The sequence below is a fragment of the Pseudoxanthomonas sp. LjRoot127 genome (genome assembly GCF_964253495.1).
Classification (GTDB): domain Bacteria; phylum Pseudomonadota; class Gammaproteobacteria; order Xanthomonadales; family Xanthomonadaceae; genus Pseudoxanthomonas_A.
This window is the reverse complement of record NZ_CAXUQR020000001.1, coordinates 3,469,621-3,491,664: the sequence shown is the minus strand read 5'-3', so window position 1 is coordinate 3,491,664 and position 22,044 is coordinate 3,469,621. Positions and strand designations below refer to the sequence as shown.

Genomic DNA, 22,044 nt, shown 5'->3' with positions numbered 1-22,044 from the left:
GGATGTACCCTGCCTTGCATACTAAGATATTCTTAGCTTTGAGGCAACCGGCGACCCCGGTAGCGCTGCCATCGCCAGGAGCCACGCCGCTCCCTCACCCCCGGAACCCGCATGCCCGGAACCTCGTCAATGACGCCATCTGGGGTCGCCAGCATCGAGGCGTTGGGGCTTCGTGGCACCCTTTTCCTTGCCGCGCTGCTGGCCGCGCAGCTACGACGCATACCGGTGGCGCCCACACGCCGCTCCACCTTGCTGGTGCTGGACGCCTTGCGAGACTTGGCCCTGATCCAAGTTCCCTGGCCAGCGGATCGATGGCAGATCCGACCCGATGCCGAGGTCACGCCCATCGAAGATCTGCAATGGGCTTTCGCCTGGTCTACCCACGAGCGCAGGCACCTGCTCCCGGTGCTGGAAGACCAACTCGGTGATATGGCACACGATGTAGAACTGGCGGACGCAAAACTAGAGCTGTGGGATGAACTTGCACTCTGGGAGACCGAGCAGTTTCTAGAGCAGCAATTGCTCAAACATCACTTCGACCCAGGCTGGGCACGTGATGTGGGGTTCGTGTTTCAATCCGGACCGCGGGGTCTGCCGATCGCGCAGTGGCGCTATTGTTGCTGGGCGGCGGTACGCCAAGGCGCGTCGGTGGCAATGCGTCTTGGCGTGCACGACAGCGCCCATGTGCGCGAGGCCATCTTTCAAGAGGTCAAGAAGCGCTTGCGCTACCTGATGACCAGTTCGCCCCAGCAAGGCATGTTCAAGCCCTACCATCTGGCACCGGAGTCCTCAGTAGCCAAGCTGTTCGTAGACTGGGTCGTACCTATGGAATGGGCGTACTGGACTGGGGAGCGCTATCCCGGCCGCTAGCAGGCAAACGAGTAGCCTCGTTAGTCCGCTCCCCCACCCTGCGTACTGCTGCGCCGGGTTCTCTTCACCGTATTTTGTGCCGGCGTCAGTTGATTCAGCAGGGGCTCCAGCGCTTCAAGACGCGCGTTGGCACGCAACGCATCGGCTTCAGCGCTCTGGCGGCGCTCACGCTCCTGCGCAAGGGTGTCTTGGACTTGAGCTAGCTCGCTGCGCAGGGCATCCAAGGCCTTGACGTCAGTCTTCCAGCGCTCCTGCAGTGCCATGTGGTCCGTTGCGGTCTGGCGCAACGCCACGATCTCGCTGTGTTGGCCTTCGTGGACCTGCCTCAACTGGACAAGCTCACGCTCAATCCGCCCATGGCGCTCCAGCCATTGGCCATTGTCGCGGTTAAGCACCAACAGCTCCTGATTCTTCGCGCCCAAGGCTTCATTGGCCTGACGTAAGGCTACTTGCAGCTCTTGGATCTGATGCTCGTGACGGCGAAGCTCTTGCTCGCGCTGCTCTTTGGTTGAAGCGCGGTAGTGCTCGAGCGCTTCCCGGGCGTGGGCATGCTTGTCCTCCAGAGAACGCGTATGCGCCTCGTAATCAGCCAGCCGCACCGTCATGCCGGCGATGCGCTCATTCAACTGGGCGATTTCCGCGACCTTGTCGCGCAGATTCTGCTGAAGTAGGGCGTGAGCGGCTTGCTCTTGCGTCAAGCTGGTCTCAGTGCGCTGCAGCTGACTGCCCAGGGCAGCGGCTTCCTGTTGGGCGGTGGAAAGCGCTTGTTGCTGACGCTGGAGTTCGGCCCCATGGCGTTCTCGCTCCCTGGTGAGGATCGCTTCTGCCTCCTCTTGAAGTCGCGCAGCCAGGCGCGCGACCAAGTCTTGCAAGGCCTCACTCACGGCCACCGCACGTGACGGACCGCCGCCCTCCTCCTCTTCCAGTTCACGCAAGTAGCGATGGATCGTGGTCTTGGAGCCCGTGTTGCCCAGAGCCACCCGAACCGCGTCCACGGAAGGCTTCTTGCCTTGGGCCAGCAGCGCGTCACGCGCTTTCTGGACATCCCCTTTGTAGAGTCCTGCGCGCGCCATGATGCTGTTCTCCAATTATTTCGTAATGTATTACATACCATGTAATTACATACTAATAAAGAGTGCAGGCGGCCGTTCGGCGGCGGCTTTGCTCAGGCGGGATAATGTTGAATTATCCCGCGTGATCGGCCGCCAGCCGCCTCCGGGGTGTCTCACCCGTACGAAATCCGCCCCACTGGCCCGGTTTAGTATGAACGCCATGCCGGCGTGTCCGGATGGCTCCGGGCGCCGTGCTCGCGCTGCAGTCGTACAGGGATGAACCATGCCGATCGAACGAGTCGTCATCGAGAACTTCAAGGCGTTTGGCCACCTGGATTTGCCGCTCAACCCCCACATGAACCTGATCGTGGGCAACAACGAGGTCGGCAAGTCCACGCTATTGGAAGCTATTCATGCTGTCGTGACCGGCCAATTGCACGGACGAGGCATCGCCTACGAAATCACCCCCTACCTGTTCCACCAACCGGCTGTCGACGAGTATCTGGCACGTCTGCGGGATGGACAGCCTGGTTCGCCTCCGCGGATCGTGATCGAGGCTTACCTCGGACGGGATGCCACCCTGGCTTCATTGCGGGGTACCAACAACTCCCTCGGCGCTGACATGGCCGGCATTCGGCTGCTGATCGAACTCAACGAAGACTATCGCCCCGAGTTCGATGCCTATTTGCGCGAGCACCAGGGGGGCAGCTTGCCGGTGGAGTACTACACCGTCCGCTGGTATTCCTTCGCCAACAATGGCGTCACCGCCCGCAGCATCCCATTCGACTCCACGATAATCGATACCACCAGTGCCAAGACCTTTTCAGGCACGGATCGCTACATCGGCAGCATCATCGACCAGGTGCTTTCTCCGGCTCAGCGCGTGGCCTTGTCGCTGAGTTATCGCCGCATGCGGCAGAGCTTTTCCCAGGAAACGGACGTGGCGGCCATCAACACGTTCCTGGCCGAAAATGCGGGCGATGTCAGCAATAAGACGCTGACCGTGGGTGTGGACACCTCGGCGCGGTCGACGTGGGAGGCCAGTCTGTCTCCCTACCTGGACGATCTTCCTTTCACCCACGCCGGCAAAGGCGAACAGAGTGCGGTCAAAATGAAACTGGCCATGCGCGCGGCCGGTGCTGCGCACGTGCTGCTGGTAGAAGAGCCCGAGAATCATCTGTCCTTCTCCAGTATGACCCAACTGATCGACAAGATCGCAGCTCTGTCCACCGCCCAGCAAGTCATCATTGCAACGCATAGCAGCTTCGTGTTGAACAAGCTCGGCGTGGACAACGTGATCCTCTTCAGTGCACGCGGACACATAAAACTGGACCAACTGCCGACCGATACGCACGACTACTTCATGAAGCTGCCGGGTCATGACACCCTGCGGTTGATCCTGGCCAAGCAGGCGATCCTTGTCGAGGGCCCCTCGGACGAGTTGATCGTCCAGCGAGCCTTCAAGGATCACCACGGCGTGTCGCCGTTGGCCCGTGGCGTGGACGTGATCTCGGTCAACTCCCTGGCCTTCAAGCGATTTCTGCAGATCGCCCAACGCCTGGATATCCCAACCGCTGTCGTTACCGACAACGACGGCGACGTAGCCCTGCTGCAGGAACGCTACGCTGATTTCCTGAACTACATCTACTATGACTCCGATGAGGACGCACCCTCGCTGGAGCAACAATTGATCAAGGCAAATACGCTGGCGCAATTGAATCTGGTGTTGGATAAAACGTTCGCCGATGAGGCGGCGCTGTTGAAGTTCATGAAGGGCAACAAGACCGATACAGCGTTGGCCATCTTCAATAGTCCCCACTCGATCGTGTTTCCGGACTATGTCCAGCGTGCCATCGCCTAATCAGGTACTGCTCTCGGCGGCCGGTTCGGGCAAGACGACGATGTTGGTGCGCCAGTCCCTGGCGCGCCCGCAACGCCGGATCGCCATCCTGACCTACACGCTTGAGAACCTGGAAGAGATCAGGCGCGCGTTTGAACGGCAGGCTGGCGCCGTGCCGGCGCACGTGTCGCTCTACAGTTGGTACAGCTTTCTGCTGCGCGAGTGCATTCGGCCCTATCAGGCGGCGCTGTGTGCCCAGCCCCGCGTGGAGTCCATCCTCTTCGTTGAGGGCAGGACCAACAATCGTGCTCCCCGTAGTCAGGTGGCTCGTCACTATCTGGCCGGCGATCGAATATATTCCGATCGCGCCGCTGACTTTGCCGTGCGCTGCGATGAGATTACCCAAGGCCGTGTCATCGAGCGTTTGGCGGCCATGTACGACGAGCTCTACATCGATGAGGTCCAGGACTTGGCCGGCTACGACCTGGACCTGGTCGAGCGCCTGCTCTCCAGCGGCATCGAGATCACGCTGGTGGGTGATACCCGCCAGGCGACCTACGCCACCAACCATTCTCCGCGTCACCAGCAATACCGTGGTGTGGCCATGATGGGGCTTTTCTAAGCCTGGCAGGCGCGGAACTTGTGTCAGATCCAGCATCGGGTGATCAGCCACCGCTGTGCGCAGTCGCTGTGTGATCTGGCCGATGCGCTGTATCCGCAGATGCCGCGCACCGAGTCAGGAAATAGCGAGCTGACCGGGCATGAGGGCATTTATGTGGTGGCACCCACTCTGGTGCAAAAATATGTACTGCAGTTCGCGCCCACCGTCCTGCGTTACGACCGGCGGGAAGCCTGCGATGGCTATCCTGCGGTCAACTTTGGACAAGCCAAGGGACGGACATACTCCCGCGTGCTGATCTATCCCAATGGCCCCCTGGCCCAGTTCCTGCGCACCGCTGACGCCTCCCGTATCACCTCACCGGCGAAGTACTACGTGGCGTTCACGCGGGCCCGGCAAAGCGTGGCCTTTGTCCTGGCAGGCGCCTGCGCCTGGCCAGGGCACCAAGTCTATGAGTCCCGAGACTAGTCGGGTGCTGCTCCCACGCTGCCGGCGCGCCCGGTGGGCTGCACAAGGCGTTGGTGTTCGGCCTGGCCTTTGGCCTGCTGGCGCTCTCTGGCGCACTGCTATGGCGAGCACGCGCTCCTCCGTGCCCAGCCGACCCCAGGCTGGCCGCCACCTGCACGCGATTGCGACGGATCAGCGTTTGGGTTGTGGGGCGTAGCAGCGCTCAGCACGACCTTGGGAACGGTGTTTGCCTTCGGTTGGATTGGTTGAGGGTTCGGAGGGCGGCAATGCCGCCCTCCGCTTTACCTCTTTTCGATAGGCCCACGGGTCGGTTGCGCCGGTGCCGGCCCGGGATCGTTGAATGTCAGGTGTAGTTCTGTTACGCCGAACTGAGTGGCGAGAATCTGGCCCACGACGGCCTGCACTGTGGCCAGGTCCACCGCCGATGAGGCCACTGTCACCGTGGCCTGAATGCCCAGCCCGGATGCGGCAGGCATCCACCGCAGATCGTCGACCGCCTTCACCCCGGGATCGGCGAACATCGCCGCACGCACAATTTCCAGGTCAGGCTTGGGCATGATGCTGCCTCATGCGAGCGCCGTGGTCGGGAGAACGGGCCGGTCGCGCTCTCGGTGTAACCACCGGTACAGCACGGGCAATACAAACAGGGTCAAGGCGGTCGAGGACAAGATGCCACCGATCACCACGGTCGCCAGGGGCCGCTGGACTTCCGAACCCGCACCGACATTGAGAGCCATCGGCAAGAAGCCCAAAGAAGCCACCAGCGCGGTCATCAGCACCGGACGCAGCCTGCCGAGCGCACCATCGCGCACGGCCTCATCCAGCGGATCGCCTTGTTCGCGCAGGCGTCGGATGAAGGCAATCATGACCAAGCCGTTCAACACCGCCACGCCCGATAGGGCGATGAAGCCCACGCCGGCGGAGATGGACAACGGAATTCCGCGCAGCGCCAGCGCGATGACGCCGCCGGTCAGCGCCAGCGGTACCCCGCTGAACACGATCGCAGCGTCCTTTGCCGACCCAAAGGCCATGAACAGCAGAGCAAATATGAGAGCCAAGGTGACCGGAACGACTACGGAAAGGCGCTGGCTGGCGGAGATCAATTGCTCGAACGTGCCTCCATAGGCCACCCAGTAGCCTTCCGGCATCTTCACTTCCTCGCCGATTTTGGTGCGCAAATCTCCCACGAAACTTCCCAGATCGCGTTCGCGCACATTGGCCGTGATGACCACGCGTCGCTTGCCGTTCTCGCGGTTCACCTGGTTCGGTCCACGCTCGACTTGGATGGTAGCGACCTCACGTAACGGCACGGTCCGAGGGCTACCGCCACGCCATGTCGCCTCACGGCTGGACTCATCGGGACTATTGTCCTCGGGCAACGGAATCGGCAGGTCTGCCAGCACCGCCGGATCTGAGCGCAATGTTTCGGGTAGCCGGACCACGAGAGCGAAGCGACGATCGCCTTCAATGAACTGGCCCGCTACCTGACCACCGATAGCGGTGGCCACCGTCTCCTGCACATCTCCTGGATTCAATCCATACCGTGCCAGCGCTACCGGGTCTGGGGTTACCGTGAGCAACGGCAGTCCGCTCACTTGCTCAGACTTCACGTCCTCAGCACCAGGCACTTCACGCATTGCCCGCTCGATGCGGCCAGCAAGTCGTGCGAGCTGATCCAGATCATCGCCATAGACCTTGATCGCCACGTCCGAGCGGACGCCGGAGATCAGTTCGTTCGTGCGCATCTGGATGGGCTGGGTGAACTCATAGTTGCTACCGGGGATTTTCTTGGCGGCTTGCTCCAGTTCTTCGATCAACTCTGCCTTGGGCTTGCGGGGATCTGGCCACTGATCCCGCGGCTTGAGCATGAGGAACGTGTCGGCCATCGAGGGGGGCATCGGATCGGTGGCTACCTCGGCGGTACCGATCTTGGAGAAAATGTTGGCCACCTCGGGAAACTGCGCCAATCGCTTCTCCAATGTTTCCTGCATCGCCACCGATTGCTCCAGACTCGTGCCTGGAATCCGCATCGGCTGCAGCGTGATGTCGCCCTCATCCAGGCTGGGCACGAACTCCGATCCCAGCCGCGTGGCCAGGATGCCGCACGCGACCACCAGTACCGTGGCGCCGCCCAGTACGGCCAATCGACGGCGTAGCGCCCAATCCAGCAGCGGCGTGTAGCGAGCTCGTGACCAGCGCATCAGTCGGTTATCGTGCTCGGCCACGCGTCCACGCAGGAAGGTTGCAATGGCCGCTGGCACGAACGTCAGCGACAGCATCATCGCGCCGGTCAGCGCCAGGACGACGGTAATGGCCATGGGGTGGAACATCTTCCCCTCGACGCCGGAGAGGGCAAAGATCGGCAGATAGACGGCCGCGATAATGCCCAGGCCGAACAGGCTCGGTCGAATGACTTCCGCCGTTGCCGAAGCCGTCAGGTCATATCGCTCTTGATCGTTGAGTTGCCTGCCCAGCGCATTCTGCGCCTCGCCGAAACGACGCAGGCAGTTCTCGATGATGATGACCGCACCATCCACGATAAGCCCGAAGTCCAACGCGCCCAGGCTCATCAGATTGCCCGATACGTTGCCTCGCACCATGCCGATGATGGTGAACAGCATGGCCAGCGGGATCACAGCTGCGGTGATCAACGACGCCCGGACATTGCCCAGTAACAGGAACAACACCACCACCACCAGAAGCGCGCCTTCGATCAGGTTCTTGGCAACGGTCCCTATGGTGCGATCTACCAACGCCGTGCGGTCATACACCGCCTTGGCGTGCACACCTTCGGGCAGACTGGCGTTGGCAGCCTCCAGCTTGGCCACAGCGGCCCGAGAAACGTCGCGACTGTTGGCGCCAAACAGCATAAAGGCCGTACCGACGACCACCTCATGCCCGTTCTGCGTGGCCGCGCCGGTGCGCAGCTCCTTGCCTTCGCCAACGGTGGCGACATCGCGCACGCGGATCGGGACGCCATCACGACGATCCAGCACGATGCTGCCGACCGCGTCCACATCCCGTAGCTGGCCCGGTACGCGCACCAGGAACTGCTGCCCGTTGCGCTCGATGTAGCCGGCTCCCACGTTCTGGTTGTTGCGCATCACCGCGCCAACAACGTCTTGGAGCGTGAATCCCAGGGCTACCAGTTGCGCTGGATCGGGAGTGATGTGGATCTGCCGTTCAAAGCCACCGATGGTGTTGACCTCGGTCACCCCAGGCGTGGTGCGCAGTTGCGGGCGGATCACCCAATCCTGCAGCGTCCGCAGGTCCGTGGCCGTGTACGGGGAGCCATCGGGCTTGCGGGCATCGGGCTCGGCTTCCACCGTGTACATGAAGATCTCACCTAGACCGGTAGAGATCGGCCCCATCTCAGGATCTAGCCCCTCAGGAAGCTGAGACGTGATTTGCTGCAGGCGCTCGGCGACCTGCTGGCGCGCGAAGTACAGGTCCGTCCCATCCTTGAAGACGACCGTCACCTGCGATAACCCATAGCGAGACAACGAGCGGCTGTAGTCCAACTGGGGCAAGCCGGCCATCGCCGTTTCAATGGGGAATGTCACCCGTTGCTCGGCTTCCAGCGGCGAGTAACCTGGCGCCTGGGTGTTGATCTGGACCTGGACGTTGGTGATGTCAGGCGTGGCGTCAATGGACAGCTGACGATAGCTCCACACGCCGAGCGCAATAAGCGCTGCGGTCAGTACCAGCATCAGCCAGCGATGGCGAATGGAAAAATGGATGAGGCGTTCGAGCATGGCGGGCCTCACTCTTCTTCTTCGACGGTGGACTTCTCGATGTCGGCCTTGACCAGGAAGCTCTGGGCCACCACCACCTGCTCACCGGCCTTCAGGCCTTCTAAGACTTCCACCCGTTCGGCGTCGCGTCGGCCTAGCTTCACCGGGCGCGTGTGATAGACCTCGCCCTGTTGCACGTACACCACGTCCCGATCTTCGGCGGTCTGCAGCGCGGTCACGGGGACTACCAGATCCGCTTCTGCGCGATCAACGGTAATGCGTGCTTTAACGGCGGAACCTGGCCGCCAGCGTCCATCGGCATTGCGCAAGCTCGCGCGTGCGATCGTGCTTTGGCTGGCCGTGGCGGTGCCGGGCAGCACGCGTTCCAAGGTCGTCTGCTCGGAAACGCTATCACTCAATCGGCTCACGGTCACCGGCACACCAGCTTCGATGTGCCCGGCGTCCCGTCCGAAGATATGCAGATCTACCCACAAGGTGGACAGATCTGCGATCTCGAACAAGGGCGCGCCTTCGGCGGCAGACGTGCCGACCGAGGCGGTCCGCGCCATCACCACGCCGCTTATGGGGGCGGTAACGGAATAGGTCGTCAGGCTCAAGTTGCTCTCCACCGTCGCGAGCACCTGTCCTGCCTTGACCTGGTCGCCCACGCCTACGCGAACGGCACGCACAGGACCGGGGAAACGTGCAGTCACCAGGGCGATGCGACCTTCGACCGGCGTAAGCAGCCCTTGGACTTCATGCTCATCGGCGATCTGGCCAGGACCCACGCGGGCGGCGCGGATGCCGGCGGACTGTGCCGTTTGGGCCTCGATCGTGGTCTGTTGGGGCCGTTCTTCGTGCTCGCCTTGTTCTTCGGCCTCATGGCCTTCTTCGGCCTCGCCACGGGCATTGGGTGCCGGGCCACTACAAGCCGTCAGGGCCAATGTCAGGGCCAGCGCGATCCAGGGGAAACGGCTCATGGGGTCAACTCTCCGGAGGTGGCGGCAGCGGCAGAGGCAACCATGGCCTGGCCGGTGAGCCGTTGGATTTCGATGAGGGCACGTTGCGCATCGAGCGCGACGTCCAGTTGTTGCTGCAGAGCTGCGGTCCTTTCGGACTGCAGCTGCGCCCATTCCAGATAGCTGATGGCCCCAGCGCGATATGCACGCTCGGCCGCTTGCTCAGCCTTGGTCAGCTTGGGCAGCACATCGTCTTGAAGACGGGCCACTTCGTCACGGGCGACGGTGTAACGGCCGTGGGCTTCGACCAGGGTGGAATACAACGCCATTCCCTGCGCCTCACGTTCGATCGAAAGCACTTCCAACTCCGCCTCAGCGGCACGAATCTCTGGTTGCGCCCGGCTTCGAGCACCCAAAGGCAGCGAGATGCCCCCCACGAGCGCGGTGTCGCTTGTGTCCTGCATCCGACGCACGCCGACTTGCCAAGCCAGATCCGACGTGCCTGCTGTGCGAGCCAGATTCAAACGTGCTTCGGCAATGCGCCGCTCGTCGACAAACTGGGCCAGCTCGGGAGAACGCTGCAGTTCTGAGGAAAGGGTTTCCAGAGAACCGATCGCCGGTAGTGCGAGCGGGTTGCCAGCGACCGGCGCCGACACGGGTTCACGCTCCCCCCAGAGGGCGGCCAGATGCTGGCGTGCAGCGCTGGCTTGCTGGGAGGCCCTTGCTTGGGCCAGCTCGGCTCTTGCCAAGGCAGCCTGTGCAGTCAACAGCACCGACTCGGGTGAGGCGCCGGCCTGCACACGTTGACGAGCAGCGGCCACGGTACGCTGGCGCTGTTGGATATCGACTTGGGCAATCTTGGCGGCCTTGTCCGCTGCAACCAATGCCAGATAGCGCCGCGCCGTTTCAGCCAACAGATCCAGCCGACGAGCTTCCCGCTGAACAGCCAGCGCATCGATGCGGCTCTGCGCCAGGGCCCTGCGCGCATCCAGTTTCCCGCCTCGCTCCAGCACCGAGCTCAGACTCACGGTGAACTCGGCGCTGTCCAAGCCTCTCGCATCTCCGGTACCCAGGGCATTCTCCACCTCGGCACCCAATGTCCAAGGCGGGCGCTGATTGGCGCCCTCGTGCTCGGCCGCCAGTACCGCGGTACGTGCCTGCACCAGGCGCAGGTCTGGATGGGCTTGGGCAACGCGGTCGAATGCGTCGTCCAATGTCATGGGGTCGACCGCCCAGGCAGGTATCCCTGCACCCAGCAGCAACCAAGCGGCCAGCGCCGCACGTCGCACTTGCATAGCAACACTCCAGAAGTTCAGACCAAGGGTTAAGGACTGGCCTACGCCAGCGCTTGGCCCGCAATAGGCGGTCGGAACGGATCGACCAATGGCCCTGTGGGCACCGTCTCCACCGCGTGTGGCTCTACGGCCTGCTGCTGCGGAGCAGGAGGTGGCGCCCAAGTCATCGCCGGAGCGGCGACTGCGTGCGCGCAGCAATGCGCGAGTTGATGCAACTGATGGAGCGATTTGCCCAAGGCGCTCTCATCAGCGGCCGCGTGGGACGTCATCAGCACTGCGTGAGCGCCGGACCACGTATGGGCTGCCTCGTGCATTTCGCCCACCGCCGTAAGCACCGGGTGCCATATGGCACCCAGTGCCAGGCTCAGCGCCAGCAGCCAGCGGAACGCGGGCAGAGCTCGCACACGCATCTTCACGCGGTCGGCTTGCCCACTTGCGTGCTGGCCCGACGTGCGTCACGCAGGATCTCGATGGCTTCCTTGATCACGTACAAACCGATAAGGGTGCCAATCACATAGTCGGGATAGGGATTGGCCAGCCACCACACCAGTACGCCCGCAAGAATGACGCCGATGTTGGCCACCACGTCGGCTCGGGTAAACAGCCACGTTGCTCGCAGATGGACCTCCCCGGACTTCAGCGGCGAGAGCATGCGCAACACGATGACGTTGACTACAAGCGATAGCAGCGCGGTGCCGATCATCCATCCGCTGAGTGGTTCGGCGCCCTGTAGTACCCGTCGTCCGACCTCCACCAGCACGCCAATACCCAGCACCAGCAGAATGCTGCCACTGAGCCAAGCGGCATTGGCCTTGAAGCGGGCCGTGCGTCCGATGGCCACCAATCCAATGGCGTACGCGGTGGCATCAGACAGCATATCCAGCGCGTCAGCCAGCAGACCTGTGGAATGGGCAATCCAGCCGGCGATGCCACCAATGACGGCCATGGCCGCGTTGAGGACCAAGGCAATCCACAGTACACGTCGCTCCTGGGCGTTCTTGGCCTCGTGATGGCAGCCACAGTCACTCATCGGGTGTTCTCCATGTAATTACGCAGTTCTGAAGGAATCGGCATCGTGCGCAAGGCGTTTACCCGAGCGCCACCGGTATTGCCTTTAGGCATCCACACCCATGTCAGAGTCGCAGCGGCCATCAGGCGCAGCAGTTGTCCAGCCATTTCGCGCATGTCGTGGGCTTGCCACGCCCATCTTGCGAACGCCCAATGACTACGCACGTGCAAGCGCGTGCGGTGCTGCGAGAGCACGTGGGCCAATTCGTACCGTTTGTAGGCCGTCGTGAGATCGCCTTGTTGTAGCGCTTGATCGCCTTGCCAAAGATATTGCGCAAAGGCCGTATCCCGTTGATCTGGAGCCTCGTTAAACGGCCAGCACATCTGCGCCCAATAGCTGGCAGGCATCGTTTCCTCGCGCAACCCGACCTCGCCGGCGCGCAGCGTTTCAGGGCGATCAAGGAAGGTGCCGCACAGACGATCCCAGATCATGAAGAACTCGCCGAAGTTGACCTGGGCATCTTCATAGTCACGCTTGTGATGCCACCGATGTACTTCGGCCACGCCTAGCCAGCGACGTAGCGGGCCAACGCGGTAGTCCAAGTTGGCGTGTTGGAAAGCCAGTTGAACACTCATCAGTGTCAGCCACGCACTGATCACCAGCGGCGGCGCACCCAAGGCGACAGTCAACCCCAAGCCCGGGCCGGCCATCAGCAGTGCACTCAACGGGTGACGACGTTCTCCATTGAGCCAATACAAGCGCTCAGCGCTGTGGTGGATAGCGTGCAGTTTCCATGCCCATCGCACCCGATGACTGAAGCGGTGCATGGCATACAGGCCCAAGTCGATCACCAGCCCCGCCAGCAGCATCTGCCCGATCAGGGGCCACTGGGTCGGCCATAGGCTGCCGGCGGGCAGCAGGCCGCGAAAGGCATGCAATCCATAGGCGGTGCCGGCCAGCAGGCCAAAGTTGACGGCGCCATGCATCAAGTCGGCTTTGAGGTCGCCTTGGCTATGGCGCCATGACGGCTCGTAGGGCTGCAGCCACTCCAGCAGCGCCACCATGGCAATGCCCGCGGTCGCCAGGATCGCCAAGGTTGGCCAAGCCGGCAGGCCATCGGCCAATACTGCGGCCGTGCCGGCCAGAACCGCGCCCATCAGGGCGGGATACGCGGCATACCGGATCAGGCGTGAGCGCAACATGGAGAGCTCCGGACACGGGTAGAGGCGCGCGGGCGGGAGGCTGGCGGCTGGACAGGGGGCAAGGTAAAGTCCGTAGCTACTACAGAGTCAAGTCGCCACATGAAGATCAGTCAGGCCGCCGAGGCCAGTGGGTGCCATCTGGAAACCATCCGCTATTACGAGCGGATCGGCCTGTTACCCCAACCTGGTCGCACCGGCAGCGGGTATCGCGTTTACGAGCCTGCCGATATCGAGCGTTTGCGCTTCATTACCCGCGGCCGGGATCTGGGTTTCAGTCTGGAAGAGATCCGCAGCCTGCTGCAGTTGTCCGGGGACGACCAGATGTCCTGCATGGACGTAGATCGGCTGGCACGCAGTCATTTGGCTGATATCCAGGCCCGGATGGAGGATCTGCGCAGGATGGCCCGGGAACTGGAGCGGGTGATCGCCAGTTGCCATGGCGGACAACGTGCCGAGTGCACGATCCTCTCTACGCTGCGACAACCGGCCGGTTGCGCGTCGGCGGAGTGCTGCCAGGCGTGAGCGATGTGGACCGCTACCTCGAAGCGGCCACGCGTCAGAACACGCAGCGCAGCTATGCCTCGGCGCTGCGCCACTTCGAGGTCGAATGGGGTGGCCATCTGCCGGCGACGCCCGATAGCGTGGCCCGCTATCTGGCCGAGCAGGCCCCCAAGGCAGCAATCAACACGCTGAAGCAACGACTGGCAGCACTGGCGCATTGGCACGCCGAGCACGGGTTCGTCGATCCCACGCGTACGCCGCTGGTACGCAAGGTCCTCAAGGGCATTCAGACGCTACACCCCCGAATCGAAAAGCAGGCCACGCCGTTGCAGCTGGCCCAGCTGACCCAAGTAGTCGGGTGGCTGGACCAAGCCACGCTGGCGGCCCAGGAGCGCGCCGACCACGCGTATGCCTTGCGTGCCATGCGCGACAAGGCGCTGGTGTTACTGGGCTTTTGGCGAGGATTCCGCGGCGATGAGTTGATCCGGCTGCAGATTGAGTACTTGGAACTGGTACCCGAGCAGGGAATGATCTGCTTCCTGCCGCGCAGCAAGGGCGACAGACAGTCGGCAGGCAATACGTACAAGGTGCCCGCTCTGTCGCGCTTGTGCGCGGTCAGTGCCACGCAGGCCTGGGTGCAGGCAGCCGCGCTAACTCAAGGCCCGCTGTTCCGGCGTGTCGATCAATGGGGCAACGTCGGCAGCCAAGGGTTGCATCCGAACAGCCTGATCCCCTTGCTGCGCGACCTGTTTCAGTCCGCAGGTCTGGAGGCCGTGGGAGGCTACAGCAGCCATTCCCTTCGCCGGGGCTTTGCGGGCTGGGCCAATGACAACGGCTGGGACGTGAAAGCCCTGATGGAGTACGTCGGATGGCGAGACGTGCACTCGGCCATGCGTTACATCCAGGGCCGCGATCCGTTCGCCCGCCAACGCGTTGAAGCCGGCCTCCAGGCCGCGCCGCCCCCCGCGCTCGCCTCGGCGGCGCTGCCAGCGCCGGCCGCGACCGTGAGCCTGACGCTGCGCCTGCTAGTGAGCCCGTTTACGCCCCGAGGCAGGGGCGCTGGCCGCGCTCGGGCACGCATTGAGGCGATGTGCCTATCCCCGTTTCAAGCCCATCGGCTTGATGCCGAGGGAAGCGAGTACCGACTCACGATGCCGGTGGTCGACGCCGCGGACATGGACGAGAGGATGGCCATGCTGCTGGATGAGATGCATCGCGTTGCCGATAACCACCACTGCTTTCTGGAAGCCTCCGTGCGCGCCGAGGACGGGCGTCACTGGGATTGACCTCAACCCTGACCAGGGCACTGCATGGCGACGCTGCACGAGACCGCGTATCCGCGCCTGAAACCTGATCCCACGGCCAAGGAACTGGACGAGATTTACACGCCCAGCGGCGGCGAAGTGCGCCTCGCACGTAGCATGGCGACCCAGCCAACCACTCAGTTGGCTGTGCTCATTCACCTGAAGATGTTCCAGCGGCTGGGCTACTTCGTGATCCTAGCCGATGTCCCAGAACGGATTCGGGAACATATTGCCCAGGCAGCCGGGCTGCGCCGGGCGCTATCCATCCGAGACTTGAATCGCTACGACGTCTCCGGCGCTAAACGCGCCCATATGGCGCGCCTGCGAAAGTTCCTGCGCGTTCGTCCGCTGGATGTCAGCGGGAGGGAATGGCTGGCAACGGTGGCCCAGGCCGCCGCTCAAACCAAGCATGTCATCGCCGACATCATCAACGTGCTGCTGGAGGAGCTGGTTCACCATCGCTTTGAGCTGCCGGGCTTCAGTACGCTGGAGAAGATTGCGGTTCAGGCCCGCGAGCAGGTGCATGAGCAGTATTACCGCAGCATCAATGAGGCCTTGACCGCGCCAGCCAAGAGCTTGATCAAGGAACTGTTGGCCGCACCGGCCAATGCCACATATACCGGCTGGAATGCGCTAAAGCGCGAGCCCAAACGGCCCACCAATAAGGAAGTGCGCTTTTATCTGCAACATATCCAACGCCTGCAACATCTGGCCCAGCAGTTGCCGGCCGTGGATATTCCGGTTCCGAAGCTGAAGCAGTTCCGCGCCATGGCGCGTGCGCTCGATGCCAGCGAACTGGCCGAACTCAAGCCGGCCAAGCGCTATGCCTTGGCGACGATCTTCATTCGGTCCCAGTACGCCAAGACATTGGACGATGCGGCCGACCTGTACATCCGGCTGATGCAGAACCTGGAGAACACGGCCCAGCAAAGACTGTTGGCCTACCAAGTAGAGCACGGCAAGCGTGCTGATACGCTTATCGCGCAGCTCAAGGAGATCCTGCAGGCTTATCAGATCGACGGAACGGACACACAGCGTGTGGATGCCATCGGACTGAGTCTGGTGGCGGACATTTCCACACTGCTGGCCGAATGCGATGAACATATGGCGTACGCAGGCCGCAACTACCTGCCATTCCTGATCCAGCCTTACAGCGTTGTCCGCCCGTTGCTGTTCAACTGCCTGGAGATCATGCAACTGCGCTCCACCAGCCAGGACGCGGGCATGGAACGCATGATCGCTGCTCTGCTGTCGCTCCGCGGTCAGCGGCGGGACATGATTGAGGCCAGCTCGATCGGTCTGGATGTTGAAAAGGATCTGGGCTGGTTGTCAGTCAACTGGCGCAGGCACGTCTTCGGCCGCAAAGCGGACTCGCTGGGGCCGGGCTGGGTGCATCGCAAGTACTTTGAGCTAGCTGTGCTGGCCCAGATCAAAGACGAACTCAAATCCGGTGATCTGTTCATTCCCCACGGGGAGCGCTACGACGATTACCGAGAGCAACTGGTGGATGAGGCCACATTCGCCCAGGAACTGGAGGCCTACGGTGAGGTATCTGGTCTGGCCACCGAGGCCAGCGAGTTCGTGCGCCATTTGCAGCAAGAGCTGAGCTCACTGGCCGACACGGTGGATGCACGTTTTCCGGAGAACGTCCACGCCGATGTGGTGGATGGGCGCCTGGTGCTCCGGAAGCTGCAACGGCCTGAGATCTCCAGCGCCATTGCCACGGTCGATGCTCTTATCACCGAGAGGCTGCCGGCGATGAGTATCGTAGACGTGCTGATCGATGCGGCTCAATGGCTCAAGCTGCACCGTCATTTCCGGCCGATTGCGGGCACCAATGCGCGCGTGGACGATCTCATGCGCCGGGTGATCACTACGCTGTTCTGCTACGGGTGCAACCTGGGCCCGACCCAGACTGCGCGCTCAATCAAGGGCTTCAGTCGGCGCCAGATTTCCTGGCTTAACCTCAAGTACGTCACTGAAGACACGTTGGACAAGGCGATCGTGCAGGTGATCAATACGTTCAACAAGTTCGATCTGCCTGGCTACTGGGGCTCGGGCAAGAGTGCGTCGGCCGATGGCACCAAGTGGAGCATGTACGAGCAGAACCTGCTCTCGGAGTACCACATCCGCTACGGTGGTTATGGCGGCATCGGCTACTACCACGTCTCTGACAAGTACGTGGCGCTGTTCAGTCACTTCATTCCGTGCGGTGTGCACGAAGCGATCTACATTCTGGACGGATTGCTGGCCAACACGTCTGATATCCAGCCTGAAATCGTGCATGGGGATACCCAGGCCCAGAGTTATCCGGTCTTTGGTTTGTCCTACCTGTTGGGCATTCAGTTGATGCCACGTATTCGCAACATCAAGGATCTGACCTTCTTCCGCGCGGAGGCGGGTCGCCCGTACAAGAACATCCAGGCGCTGTTCGGCGACAGCATCGACTGGGGCCTGATCGAAACGCATCTGCACGACATGCTGCGGGTCACGGTGTCGATCAAGTTGGGCAAGATCACCGCTTCGACGATCCTTCGCCGGCTGGGAACCTACAGCCGGAAGAACAAGTTGTACTTCGCCTTCCGGGAGCTTGGGAAGGTCATTCGCACGCTGTTCTTGCTGCGCTACATCGATGACGTGGACATGCGTCGGACTATCCAGGCGGCCACCAACAAAAGCGAAGAGTTCAATGGCTTCGTCAAATGGGTTTTCTTCGGCGGAGAAGGGATCATTGCCGAGAACGTGCTTCATGAGCAGCGAAAGGTCGTGAAGTACAACCAGCTCGTGGCCAATATGATCATCCTGCACAACGTAGACCAGATGACACGCACGTTGGCCAGCCTGCAGGAGGAGGGGATGGAGTTGAATCCCGAGGTTCTGGGCGGCTTGTCGCCGTATCGGACCAGCCACATCAATCGGTTCGGAGACTACACGCTCGACCTGGAACGTAAGGTCGCGCCTCTCCAATTCACCGAGATCGTTTTGGAGCCCCACTGGACGCAGATCGCCGAGCCGAGAGGGTAGCGGACTCTGTCTATTCAGTTTCGACGCGAAGTGCTAATAGGCCACTTCGTGGCCTCAGCGGCGTGTGAAGAAGAAAAGCACGCAACATCAAAAACTTAAAGCGGATTCGGCTGTATTTCTCACGAATCCCTGCCGACCCTCAACTTTGCCGGCGTTGCCTGGCCGGCGCGCGCTTCGTCCCCGCACCCGCCTGCGCCGGCATGGGCGTCGTGGCAACGACGGGACCGACGGGCCGTGCGGGGTCCGGCGGGTAGTCGCGCACCCACTCGGTGTGGTGCGTCGACGGGCATGGCGCGGACTGGTAATGCGACTGGCCATCCTTGCCGCGGCATTTGTGGACGGGGTCGCTGCCCCAGGTGGAACTGCCCACGGCGACGAGCACGCAGGCCAGCACGAGGCGGAAAACACACGATGAAGAACGATGCATGGCGGGCTCTCCTGGCGGTGGAGCCTGCAGGCTCGCGTGCATGGCCGCGCGAAACCATCGGGGCATGCCGCACGGTGTCGTCGGACTTCGCCGCGTTCACCCTGCCATCACTTGCCGCCATGCGAGATGGCGGTCCATCCCGCCGGAGACGTCCCGTGGCTGCCGCCTATCTGTACCTCAACGCGATCATCTACCTGGTATTCGCCGCGTGGTGCACGCTGGCACCGGCGCGGACCGCGACGGCCATCGGCTATGCGTCGCTGACGCGCTCCGGACAGACCGAATACCTGACCATCTACGGCGGCCTGCAGCTCGGGCTGGCGTTCCTGTTCGCCTGGTTCGCCTGGACGCAGCAGATGCGCACCGGGCTGATCCTGGCGATGGCGCTGTATCTTCCGATCGTGCTGTATCGCAGTGCCGCGCTGATGCGCTGGTGGCCGGTGGAGACCGCGACGCTCGCCCTGGCGGTGACCGAGTGGCTGATGCTGGCGGCGGCGGTCTGGCTGTGGTGGCAGGGCCGCCCGGCCTGACACGTCGGATCAGAAGTTGATCGGCAGGCGTGCGGTGAATGTCATGTCCGGCGTGTCGCGGGTAACCCCGACACCGAGCGCCACATTGAGCGACATCCTGTCGCTGAAACGATAGGTAGCGCCCAGCAGCAACGTGCCGAGCGTGGTGCGCACGGCGCCGGCGACGTCCTCGCCATCCTGCTTCGTCTTGCCGACGATGCTGGTGTCGTAGCCGATGCTGATGGCCGCCTTTTCGTTCAATGCCAGGCCCATCCCCAGGTTGAAGCCGAGGATGTCGCCGGCCTCGATGTCGCCGAGGAGTTCGGTCTGCCCGCCCAGTACCCGGCGCGATACGTTGCTCCGCTTGAAGTTGTGGAGGTAGCTGAGGCTGCCGAAGAAGACGACCGGGTCGGAGGGATACAGCCACGTGATGCCCGGCTGCAGCGCATTGAACCCGCTGCCGGTGGGCAGGTCCAGCGGCAGACCGGTGCCGGTGGTGTTGGCCACGCAGCGCGTGACGCAATCGGTGGTGACGTCGAACAGGTCCCGCCCGGTTCGGCTCTTGTAGCGCAGCCACGCGATGTAGAACGGCTTGTCGGCTCCCCCGCGGTTGAGCTGGTAACGGCCGGTGACTTCCACGTCGCCCATGCCGCTGCCGCGCGCGTTGAAGACGCGGTCCTGGGCGGAGCCGGTGAAGATCTCGCGGCTGACGGTGTCGCTGTGGATGTAGACGTAGGGCAGCTTGGCTTCGACTTCCATGCGTCGGCTGACACCGTAGCGACCGGTCAGCGTGGCGACGGCGGTGGTCGTCTTCACCTGGCGCACGTCGATCAGGCCGATGAGGATCGCCGGGATGATCGTGTAGCCGACCAGGGCGACCCGGTCGTTCGCCGAGTACCCGTACTGGATGGCCGGCTCCACCACCAGCTTTCCCTTGGGCGTCAGCACGCCGGGCTGGTCGAAGATCTGCGCGACCTCGGGTGGCCGCGAGTCGCTTTCCGGTGCCTGCCCCACGCGCTCCGGTGCCGGGCTGTCGCCCGCCCGGGGCGACGAGGACTGCGCTTGCGCGCCGGCGTGCGGCGTCGCGGGCGATGGTCCCACGATGTAGGTCAGCGTCGGGGCCGGTGCGTCGCGGAACGTCGGCGCCTGGTTGAGCGAGGGGACGATGACGGGCGCGGGAGCCCCGCGTGCTCGGGCATTGGCGAGGATTTCTTCATTCAGCGCGTTCTGCAGGCTGAAGATCTGCTGTTCCTGCGCGTGCATCAGTTCGCGCATCTGCTGCAGGCGCTGGTTCTGCTCGTTGAGCTGCCGCTGCAGCGCATCCAGTCGCGCATCGGCCGTGATCTCGTACGGCTGTGCGGGAATCGGCGGCGGCGTGGCAGGCAACGGAACATCCTGCGCCCTCGCCTGCCCGGCCTGCACACCCAGCCCCACGGCCAAGGCCAGCGGTGCGACTTCGATCAGAGACGTCCCTTTCATGATGTTCCCCTTGTCTTGCTGGGTGGTCGGGATTGCGTGGTCGCTCACGGACCGCCGGGTGCGCGGATCAGCGCGTCGTTCAGCGCATCGCCGGCATTGAGGCTCTGGTAGGCGCCGAGGGTGTCCACGCCGACATCGATGCGGGTGACGGTCCGGATGTCCTGGTCGTCGAGTGTGTTCTGGATGACCAGGCCGCCGGCGGCACTCACGGGATCGAAGCGGTTGCCATCGCCGACCTGCACGACGAGACCGCGGTTGAAGTCGGCCAGCGCCTGCGCCTGTTCGGGCGTAAGGCGCGCCACGTCGGGTACGTGCACGGCGATGCGTGCGGTGAGCTCGCCGTTGAGGTACACGACGCGCTCGATGCCGAACGACAGCATCATGCCGGACGGCATCTGGAAACCGCCGCGCATCCGGTCGAGGCGACCGGGATCGACCGGTTGCCATTCGACGCCAAGGTCGCCGCCCTGCCCGCGCGCGCCCAGGGGCGCCAGCAGCAGTGCCAGCATCATCGCGATGCGGTATGCGCATACACGATTGGCGTCCATGTCAGATGTCTCCCGGACCGCGCCGCGGCACGGTAACGTTGCGCAGGCCATCGCGCTGGATTCCCATGTCGAGCGGCGCCGGAGGTGCGGTCTTCCAGTCGCTGGCCTGGTTGAAGCGGGCGCGCTCGCGCTGGTTGTGCACGACGAACATCACCCGGTTGTCCCACAGGGCTTCGAAGCGCGAACGCGGCATCGCGCGCGTTCCGCGCGCCGGATCGCCGAGCAGGACGCGCCCGTTGCGCAAGCCCTTCACCACCACGAAATGCCGATAACCGCGGTCATTGAGCAAGACGATCGCCGGCACGTTCTCCTGCTGCAGCTTGTCCAGCGGCAGCTCGAAGCCGTCCGCCTCGTATCCTTTCGAACGCAGGTAGCGCCGCATGTCCAGCAACGAAAACCCTTCCTTCCGGATGCGCGCCTGGTCGCCGTTGTTGTACATCTGCACGAATACATCCACCTCGCTGACCGGATGACCGTACTGGTGCGTCAGCAGCGTCGCGGTCGCCGCAGAGCCGCAGCTGAAGTCGTACTGCTGCGGCAATGTGGTCTTGAAGCGGGCTTCCTTCAGGCTGGTCAGGCGGACGGTATAGGCGCCGCCTGGCACGCGCAGGTCGCTGGTGGCAGCGGAAGCGCCGCCGAGGGTCGCAAACGCGCACGCCAGCGCGACGTGCGCCAGCCAGTGCGCGCGCCGCGAGCCGCGTTTCATTACGGACCGCCCGTGAAATCGACGGTCACGATCATCGCGTTCTGGATGAGCACGTTGCTGCCGGTGTTCTGGATGACCGTGTTGATGCCGCTGGCGTTGCCGAAGGCGCCGTCGGCAATGCTGTTCGAGCCACTGGTGACGTGGTGCGCCGTGTTGCCGTCGACGGAGCCTTCCACGTCGATCAGGTTGTCCACCTGCGTCGCATCGCCGCCCCGCAGACCGGACAGGCGATCGATCGCGACGGCACGCCCGAGTCCGCTGACCGCCACCTGCGGCACCTCCACAGGCACGACGTCGATGACGGGCGCAACGGGTGGAACGGTCGCGACGGCGTTGTCATCCGCCCACGCGCCGCCGACAGCGAACACCCATCCGCAGGCCGCGATGCGCAGCCCTGTCTGGTAGTGCGTATGCATGGTCAGTCTCCCTTGCCATGCGTCCACCGCGCGGCGATGGGGCGCCCCGCGTGAAGCGGCGGGGCGCCTTGCGTCCGCGCGG

At 63.1% G+C, this 22,044-nt stretch carries 20 protein-coding genes; 8 read left to right on the top strand and 12 right to left on the bottom strand.

The genetic code is table 11. From position 1 onward, the window contains the following. Positions 1 to 111: 111 nt before the first annotated feature. Positions 112 to 870 carry a hypothetical protein gene (locus tag ACSQ19_RS16405; RefSeq protein WP_228903388.1) on the top strand — a complete coding sequence of 253 codons (759 nt, stop codon included), beginning with the start codon at positions 112 to 114 and terminating at the stop codon, positions 868 to 870. Between the two features lie 20 nt (positions 871 to 890). Here the strand turns inward: ACSQ19_RS16405 and ACSQ19_RS16400 are convergent, their stop codons facing one another. Further along, positions 891 to 1,943, bottom strand: a complete 1,053-nt coding sequence (locus ACSQ19_RS16400; RefSeq protein ID WP_054668669.1) for a DNA-binding protein — start codon at positions 1,941 to 1,943, stop codon at positions 891 to 893. Between the two features lie 262 nt (positions 1,944 to 2,205). Between ACSQ19_RS16400 and ACSQ19_RS16395 the strand changes: the two genes are divergently transcribed. Genes ACSQ19_RS16395 through ACSQ19_RS16385 form a run of 3 tightly spaced genes read left to right on the top strand, consistent with a single transcriptional unit; the run spans position 2,206 to position 4,849 of the window. Then, positions 2,206 to 3,783: an ATP-dependent nuclease gene (locus tag ACSQ19_RS16395; RefSeq protein ID WP_046932181.1), complete on the top strand. Its 1,578-nt coding sequence runs from the start codon at positions 2,206 to 2,208 to the stop codon at positions 3,781 to 3,783. Further along, complete coding sequence (locus ACSQ19_RS16390; RefSeq protein ID WP_435998459.1) at positions 3,761 to 4,384, top strand: UvrD-helicase domain-containing protein; 624 nt, start codon at positions 3,761 to 3,763, stop codon at positions 4,382 to 4,384. The genes ACSQ19_RS16395 and ACSQ19_RS16390 overlap by 23 nt, the downstream gene beginning before the upstream one ends. Positions 4,385 to 4,402: 18 nt before the next feature. Then, the gene (locus tag ACSQ19_RS16385; RefSeq protein WP_435998457.1) at positions 4,403 to 4,849 is read left to right on the top strand and encodes a hypothetical protein; all 447 of its coding nucleotides are present in this window, start codon (positions 4,403 to 4,405) and stop codon (positions 4,847 to 4,849) included. Positions 4,850 to 5,130: 281 nt separating this feature from the next. On the opposite strand, the gene ACSQ19_RS16380 is transcribed toward ACSQ19_RS16385, so the two are convergent. The 6 genes from ACSQ19_RS16380 to ACSQ19_RS16355 all read right to left on the bottom strand — a co-directional run bounded on the left by ACSQ19_RS16380 (position 5,131) and on the right by ACSQ19_RS16355 (position 13,048). After that, positions 5,131 to 5,406, bottom strand: coding sequence for a hypothetical protein (locus ACSQ19_RS16380; RefSeq protein WP_046935218.1), 276 nt, complete (start codon positions 5,404 to 5,406; stop codon positions 5,131 to 5,133). A gap of 9 nt (positions 5,407 to 5,415) precedes the next feature. Then, a complete protein-coding gene (locus ACSQ19_RS16375) occupies positions 5,416 to 8,604 on the bottom strand; it encodes an efflux RND transporter permease subunit (protein WP_046935219.1) in 3,189 nt (1,062 codons plus the stop codon). An 8-nt stretch (positions 8,605 to 8,612) separates the two neighbouring features. Then, a complete protein-coding gene (locus ACSQ19_RS16370; protein WP_327482748.1) occupies positions 8,613 to 9,563 on the bottom strand; it encodes an efflux RND transporter periplasmic adaptor subunit in 951 nt (316 codons plus the stop codon). Then, entirely contained in the window at positions 9,560 to 10,837 is a 1,278-nt protein-coding gene (locus ACSQ19_RS16365; protein WP_056878741.1) for a TolC family protein, read from the bottom strand. The genes ACSQ19_RS16370 and ACSQ19_RS16365 overlap by 4 nt, the downstream gene beginning before the upstream one ends. 412 nt (positions 10,838 to 11,249) lie before the next feature. After that, positions 11,250 to 11,867, bottom strand: coding sequence for a cation diffusion facilitator family transporter (locus tag ACSQ19_RS16360; RefSeq protein WP_046932167.1), 618 nt, complete (start codon positions 11,865 to 11,867; stop codon positions 11,250 to 11,252). Next, positions 11,864 to 13,048 carry a DUF3703 domain-containing protein gene (locus ACSQ19_RS16355; protein ID WP_127170488.1) on the bottom strand — a complete coding sequence of 395 codons (1,185 nt, stop codon included), beginning with the start codon at positions 13,046 to 13,048 and terminating at the stop codon, positions 11,864 to 11,866. Before ACSQ19_RS16355 ends, ACSQ19_RS16360 begins: the two co-directional genes overlap by 4 nt. Before the next feature lie 99 nt (positions 13,049 to 13,147). Between ACSQ19_RS16355 and ACSQ19_RS16350 the strand changes: the two genes are divergently transcribed. Genes ACSQ19_RS16350 through ACSQ19_RS16340 form a run of 3 tightly spaced genes read left to right on the top strand, consistent with a single transcriptional unit; the run spans position 13,148 to position 17,877 of the window. Further along, the gene (locus tag ACSQ19_RS16350; protein ID WP_046932166.1) at positions 13,148 to 13,570 is read left to right on the top strand and encodes a MerR family transcriptional regulator; all 423 of its coding nucleotides are present in this window, start codon (positions 13,148 to 13,150) and stop codon (positions 13,568 to 13,570) included. Beyond that, positions 13,567 to 14,835, top strand: a complete 1,269-nt coding sequence (locus ACSQ19_RS16345) for a site-specific integrase (protein ID WP_046932193.1) — start codon at positions 13,567 to 13,569, stop codon at positions 14,833 to 14,835. Before ACSQ19_RS16350 ends, ACSQ19_RS16345 begins: the two co-directional genes overlap by 4 nt. A gap of 24 nt (positions 14,836 to 14,859) precedes the next feature. Further along, entirely contained in the window at positions 14,860 to 17,877 is a 3,018-nt protein-coding gene (locus ACSQ19_RS16340; RefSeq protein ID WP_435998448.1) for a Tn3 family transposase, read from the top strand. 139 nt (positions 17,878 to 18,016) lie between these two features. Here the strand turns inward: ACSQ19_RS16340 and ACSQ19_RS16335 are convergent, their stop codons facing one another. Continuing rightward, positions 18,017 to 18,304, bottom strand: coding sequence for a hypothetical protein (locus tag ACSQ19_RS16335; protein ID WP_436001131.1), 288 nt, complete (start codon positions 18,302 to 18,304; stop codon positions 18,017 to 18,019). Between the two features lie 155 nt (positions 18,305 to 18,459). Here ACSQ19_RS16335 and ACSQ19_RS16330 point away from each other — a divergent pair, with 155 nt between their 5' ends. Beyond that, the gene (locus ACSQ19_RS16330) at positions 18,460 to 18,834 is read left to right on the top strand and encodes a DUF4345 domain-containing protein (RefSeq protein ID WP_436001006.1); all 375 of its coding nucleotides are present in this window, start codon (positions 18,460 to 18,462) and stop codon (positions 18,832 to 18,834) included. Positions 18,835 to 18,843: 9 nt separating this feature from the next. On the opposite strand, the gene ACSQ19_RS16325 is transcribed toward ACSQ19_RS16330, so the two are convergent. From ACSQ19_RS16325 to ACSQ19_RS16310, 4 genes are read right to left on the bottom strand one after another with little or no spacing between them, the layout of a single operon-like run. Next, complete coding sequence (locus ACSQ19_RS16325) at positions 18,844 to 20,292, bottom strand: acetate kinase (RefSeq protein ID WP_435998446.1); 1,449 nt, start codon at positions 20,290 to 20,292, stop codon at positions 18,844 to 18,846. A gap of 44 nt (positions 20,293 to 20,336) precedes the next feature. Next, on the bottom strand, positions 20,337 to 20,840 hold the full coding sequence (locus ACSQ19_RS16320; RefSeq protein ID WP_435998444.1) for a hypothetical protein: 504 nt from the start codon (positions 20,838 to 20,840) through the stop codon (positions 20,337 to 20,339). Position 20,841: 1 nt separating this feature from the next. Next, positions 20,842 to 21,546: a C39 family peptidase gene (locus tag ACSQ19_RS16315; protein WP_296281746.1), complete on the bottom strand. Its 705-nt coding sequence runs from the start codon at positions 21,544 to 21,546 to the stop codon at positions 20,842 to 20,844. Then, positions 21,546 to 21,962: a hypothetical protein gene (locus ACSQ19_RS16310; RefSeq protein WP_435998442.1), complete on the bottom strand. Its 417-nt coding sequence runs from the start codon at positions 21,960 to 21,962 to the stop codon at positions 21,546 to 21,548. The genes ACSQ19_RS16315 and ACSQ19_RS16310 overlap by 1 nt, the downstream gene beginning before the upstream one ends. Positions 21,963 to 22,044 lie beyond the last annotated feature (82 nt).

Excerpts from the sequence above, each read along its gene's own strand:
- ACSQ19_RS16350 (WP_046932166.1), top strand. The coding sequence starts at position 13,148 with ATGAAGATCAGTCAGGCCGCCGAGGCCAGTGGGTGCCATCTGGAAACC.
- ACSQ19_RS16370 (WP_327482748.1), bottom strand. The coding sequence starts at position 9,563 with ATGAGCCGTTTCCCCTGGATCGCGCTGGCCCTGACATTGGCCCTGACG.
- ACSQ19_RS16360 (WP_046932167.1), bottom strand. The coding sequence starts at position 11,867 with ATGAGTGACTGTGGCTGCCATCACGAGGCCAAGAACGCCCAGGAGCGA.
- ACSQ19_RS16405 (WP_228903388.1), top strand. The coding sequence starts at position 112 with ATGCCCGGAACCTCGTCAATGACGCCATCTGGGGTCGCCAGCATCGAG.
- ACSQ19_RS16355 (WP_127170488.1), bottom strand. The coding sequence starts at position 13,048 with ATGTTGCGCTCACGCCTGATCCGGTATGCCGCGTATCCCGCCCTGATG.
- ACSQ19_RS16315 (WP_296281746.1), bottom strand. The coding sequence starts at position 21,546 with ATGAAACGCGGCTCGCGGCGCGCGCACTGGCTGGCGCACGTCGCGCTG.
- ACSQ19_RS16310 (WP_435998442.1), bottom strand. The coding sequence starts at position 21,962 with ATGCATACGCACTACCAGACAGGGCTGCGCATCGCGGCCTGCGGATGG.
- ACSQ19_RS16380 (WP_046935218.1), bottom strand. The coding sequence starts at position 5,406 with ATGCCCAAGCCTGACCTGGAAATTGTGCGTGCGGCGATGTTCGCCGAT.
- ACSQ19_RS16335 (WP_436001131.1), bottom strand. The coding sequence starts at position 18,304 with ATGCATCGTTCTTCATCGTGTGTTTTCCGCCTCGTGCTGGCCTGCGTG.
- ACSQ19_RS16395 (WP_046932181.1), top strand. The coding sequence starts at position 2,206 with ATGCCGATCGAACGAGTCGTCATCGAGAACTTCAAGGCGTTTGGCCAC.
- ACSQ19_RS16390 (WP_435998459.1), top strand. The coding sequence starts at position 3,761 with ATGTCCAGCGTGCCATCGCCTAATCAGGTACTGCTCTCGGCGGCCGGT.
- ACSQ19_RS16365 (WP_056878741.1), bottom strand. The coding sequence starts at position 10,837 with ATGCAAGTGCGACGTGCGGCGCTGGCCGCTTGGTTGCTGCTGGGTGCA.
- ACSQ19_RS16400 (WP_054668669.1), bottom strand. The coding sequence starts at position 1,943 with ATGGCGCGCGCAGGACTCTACAAAGGGGATGTCCAGAAAGCGCGTGAC.
- ACSQ19_RS16320 (WP_435998444.1), bottom strand. The coding sequence starts at position 20,840 with ATGGACGCCAATCGTGTATGCGCATACCGCATCGCGATGATGCTGGCA.
- ACSQ19_RS16340 (WP_435998448.1), top strand. The coding sequence starts at position 14,860 with ATGGCGACGCTGCACGAGACCGCGTATCCGCGCCTGAAACCTGATCCC.
- ACSQ19_RS16375 (WP_046935219.1), bottom strand. The coding sequence starts at position 8,604 with ATGCTCGAACGCCTCATCCATTTTTCCATTCGCCATCGCTGGCTGATG.
- ACSQ19_RS16325 (WP_435998446.1), bottom strand. The coding sequence starts at position 20,292 with ATGAAAGGGACGTCTCTGATCGAAGTCGCACCGCTGGCCTTGGCCGTG.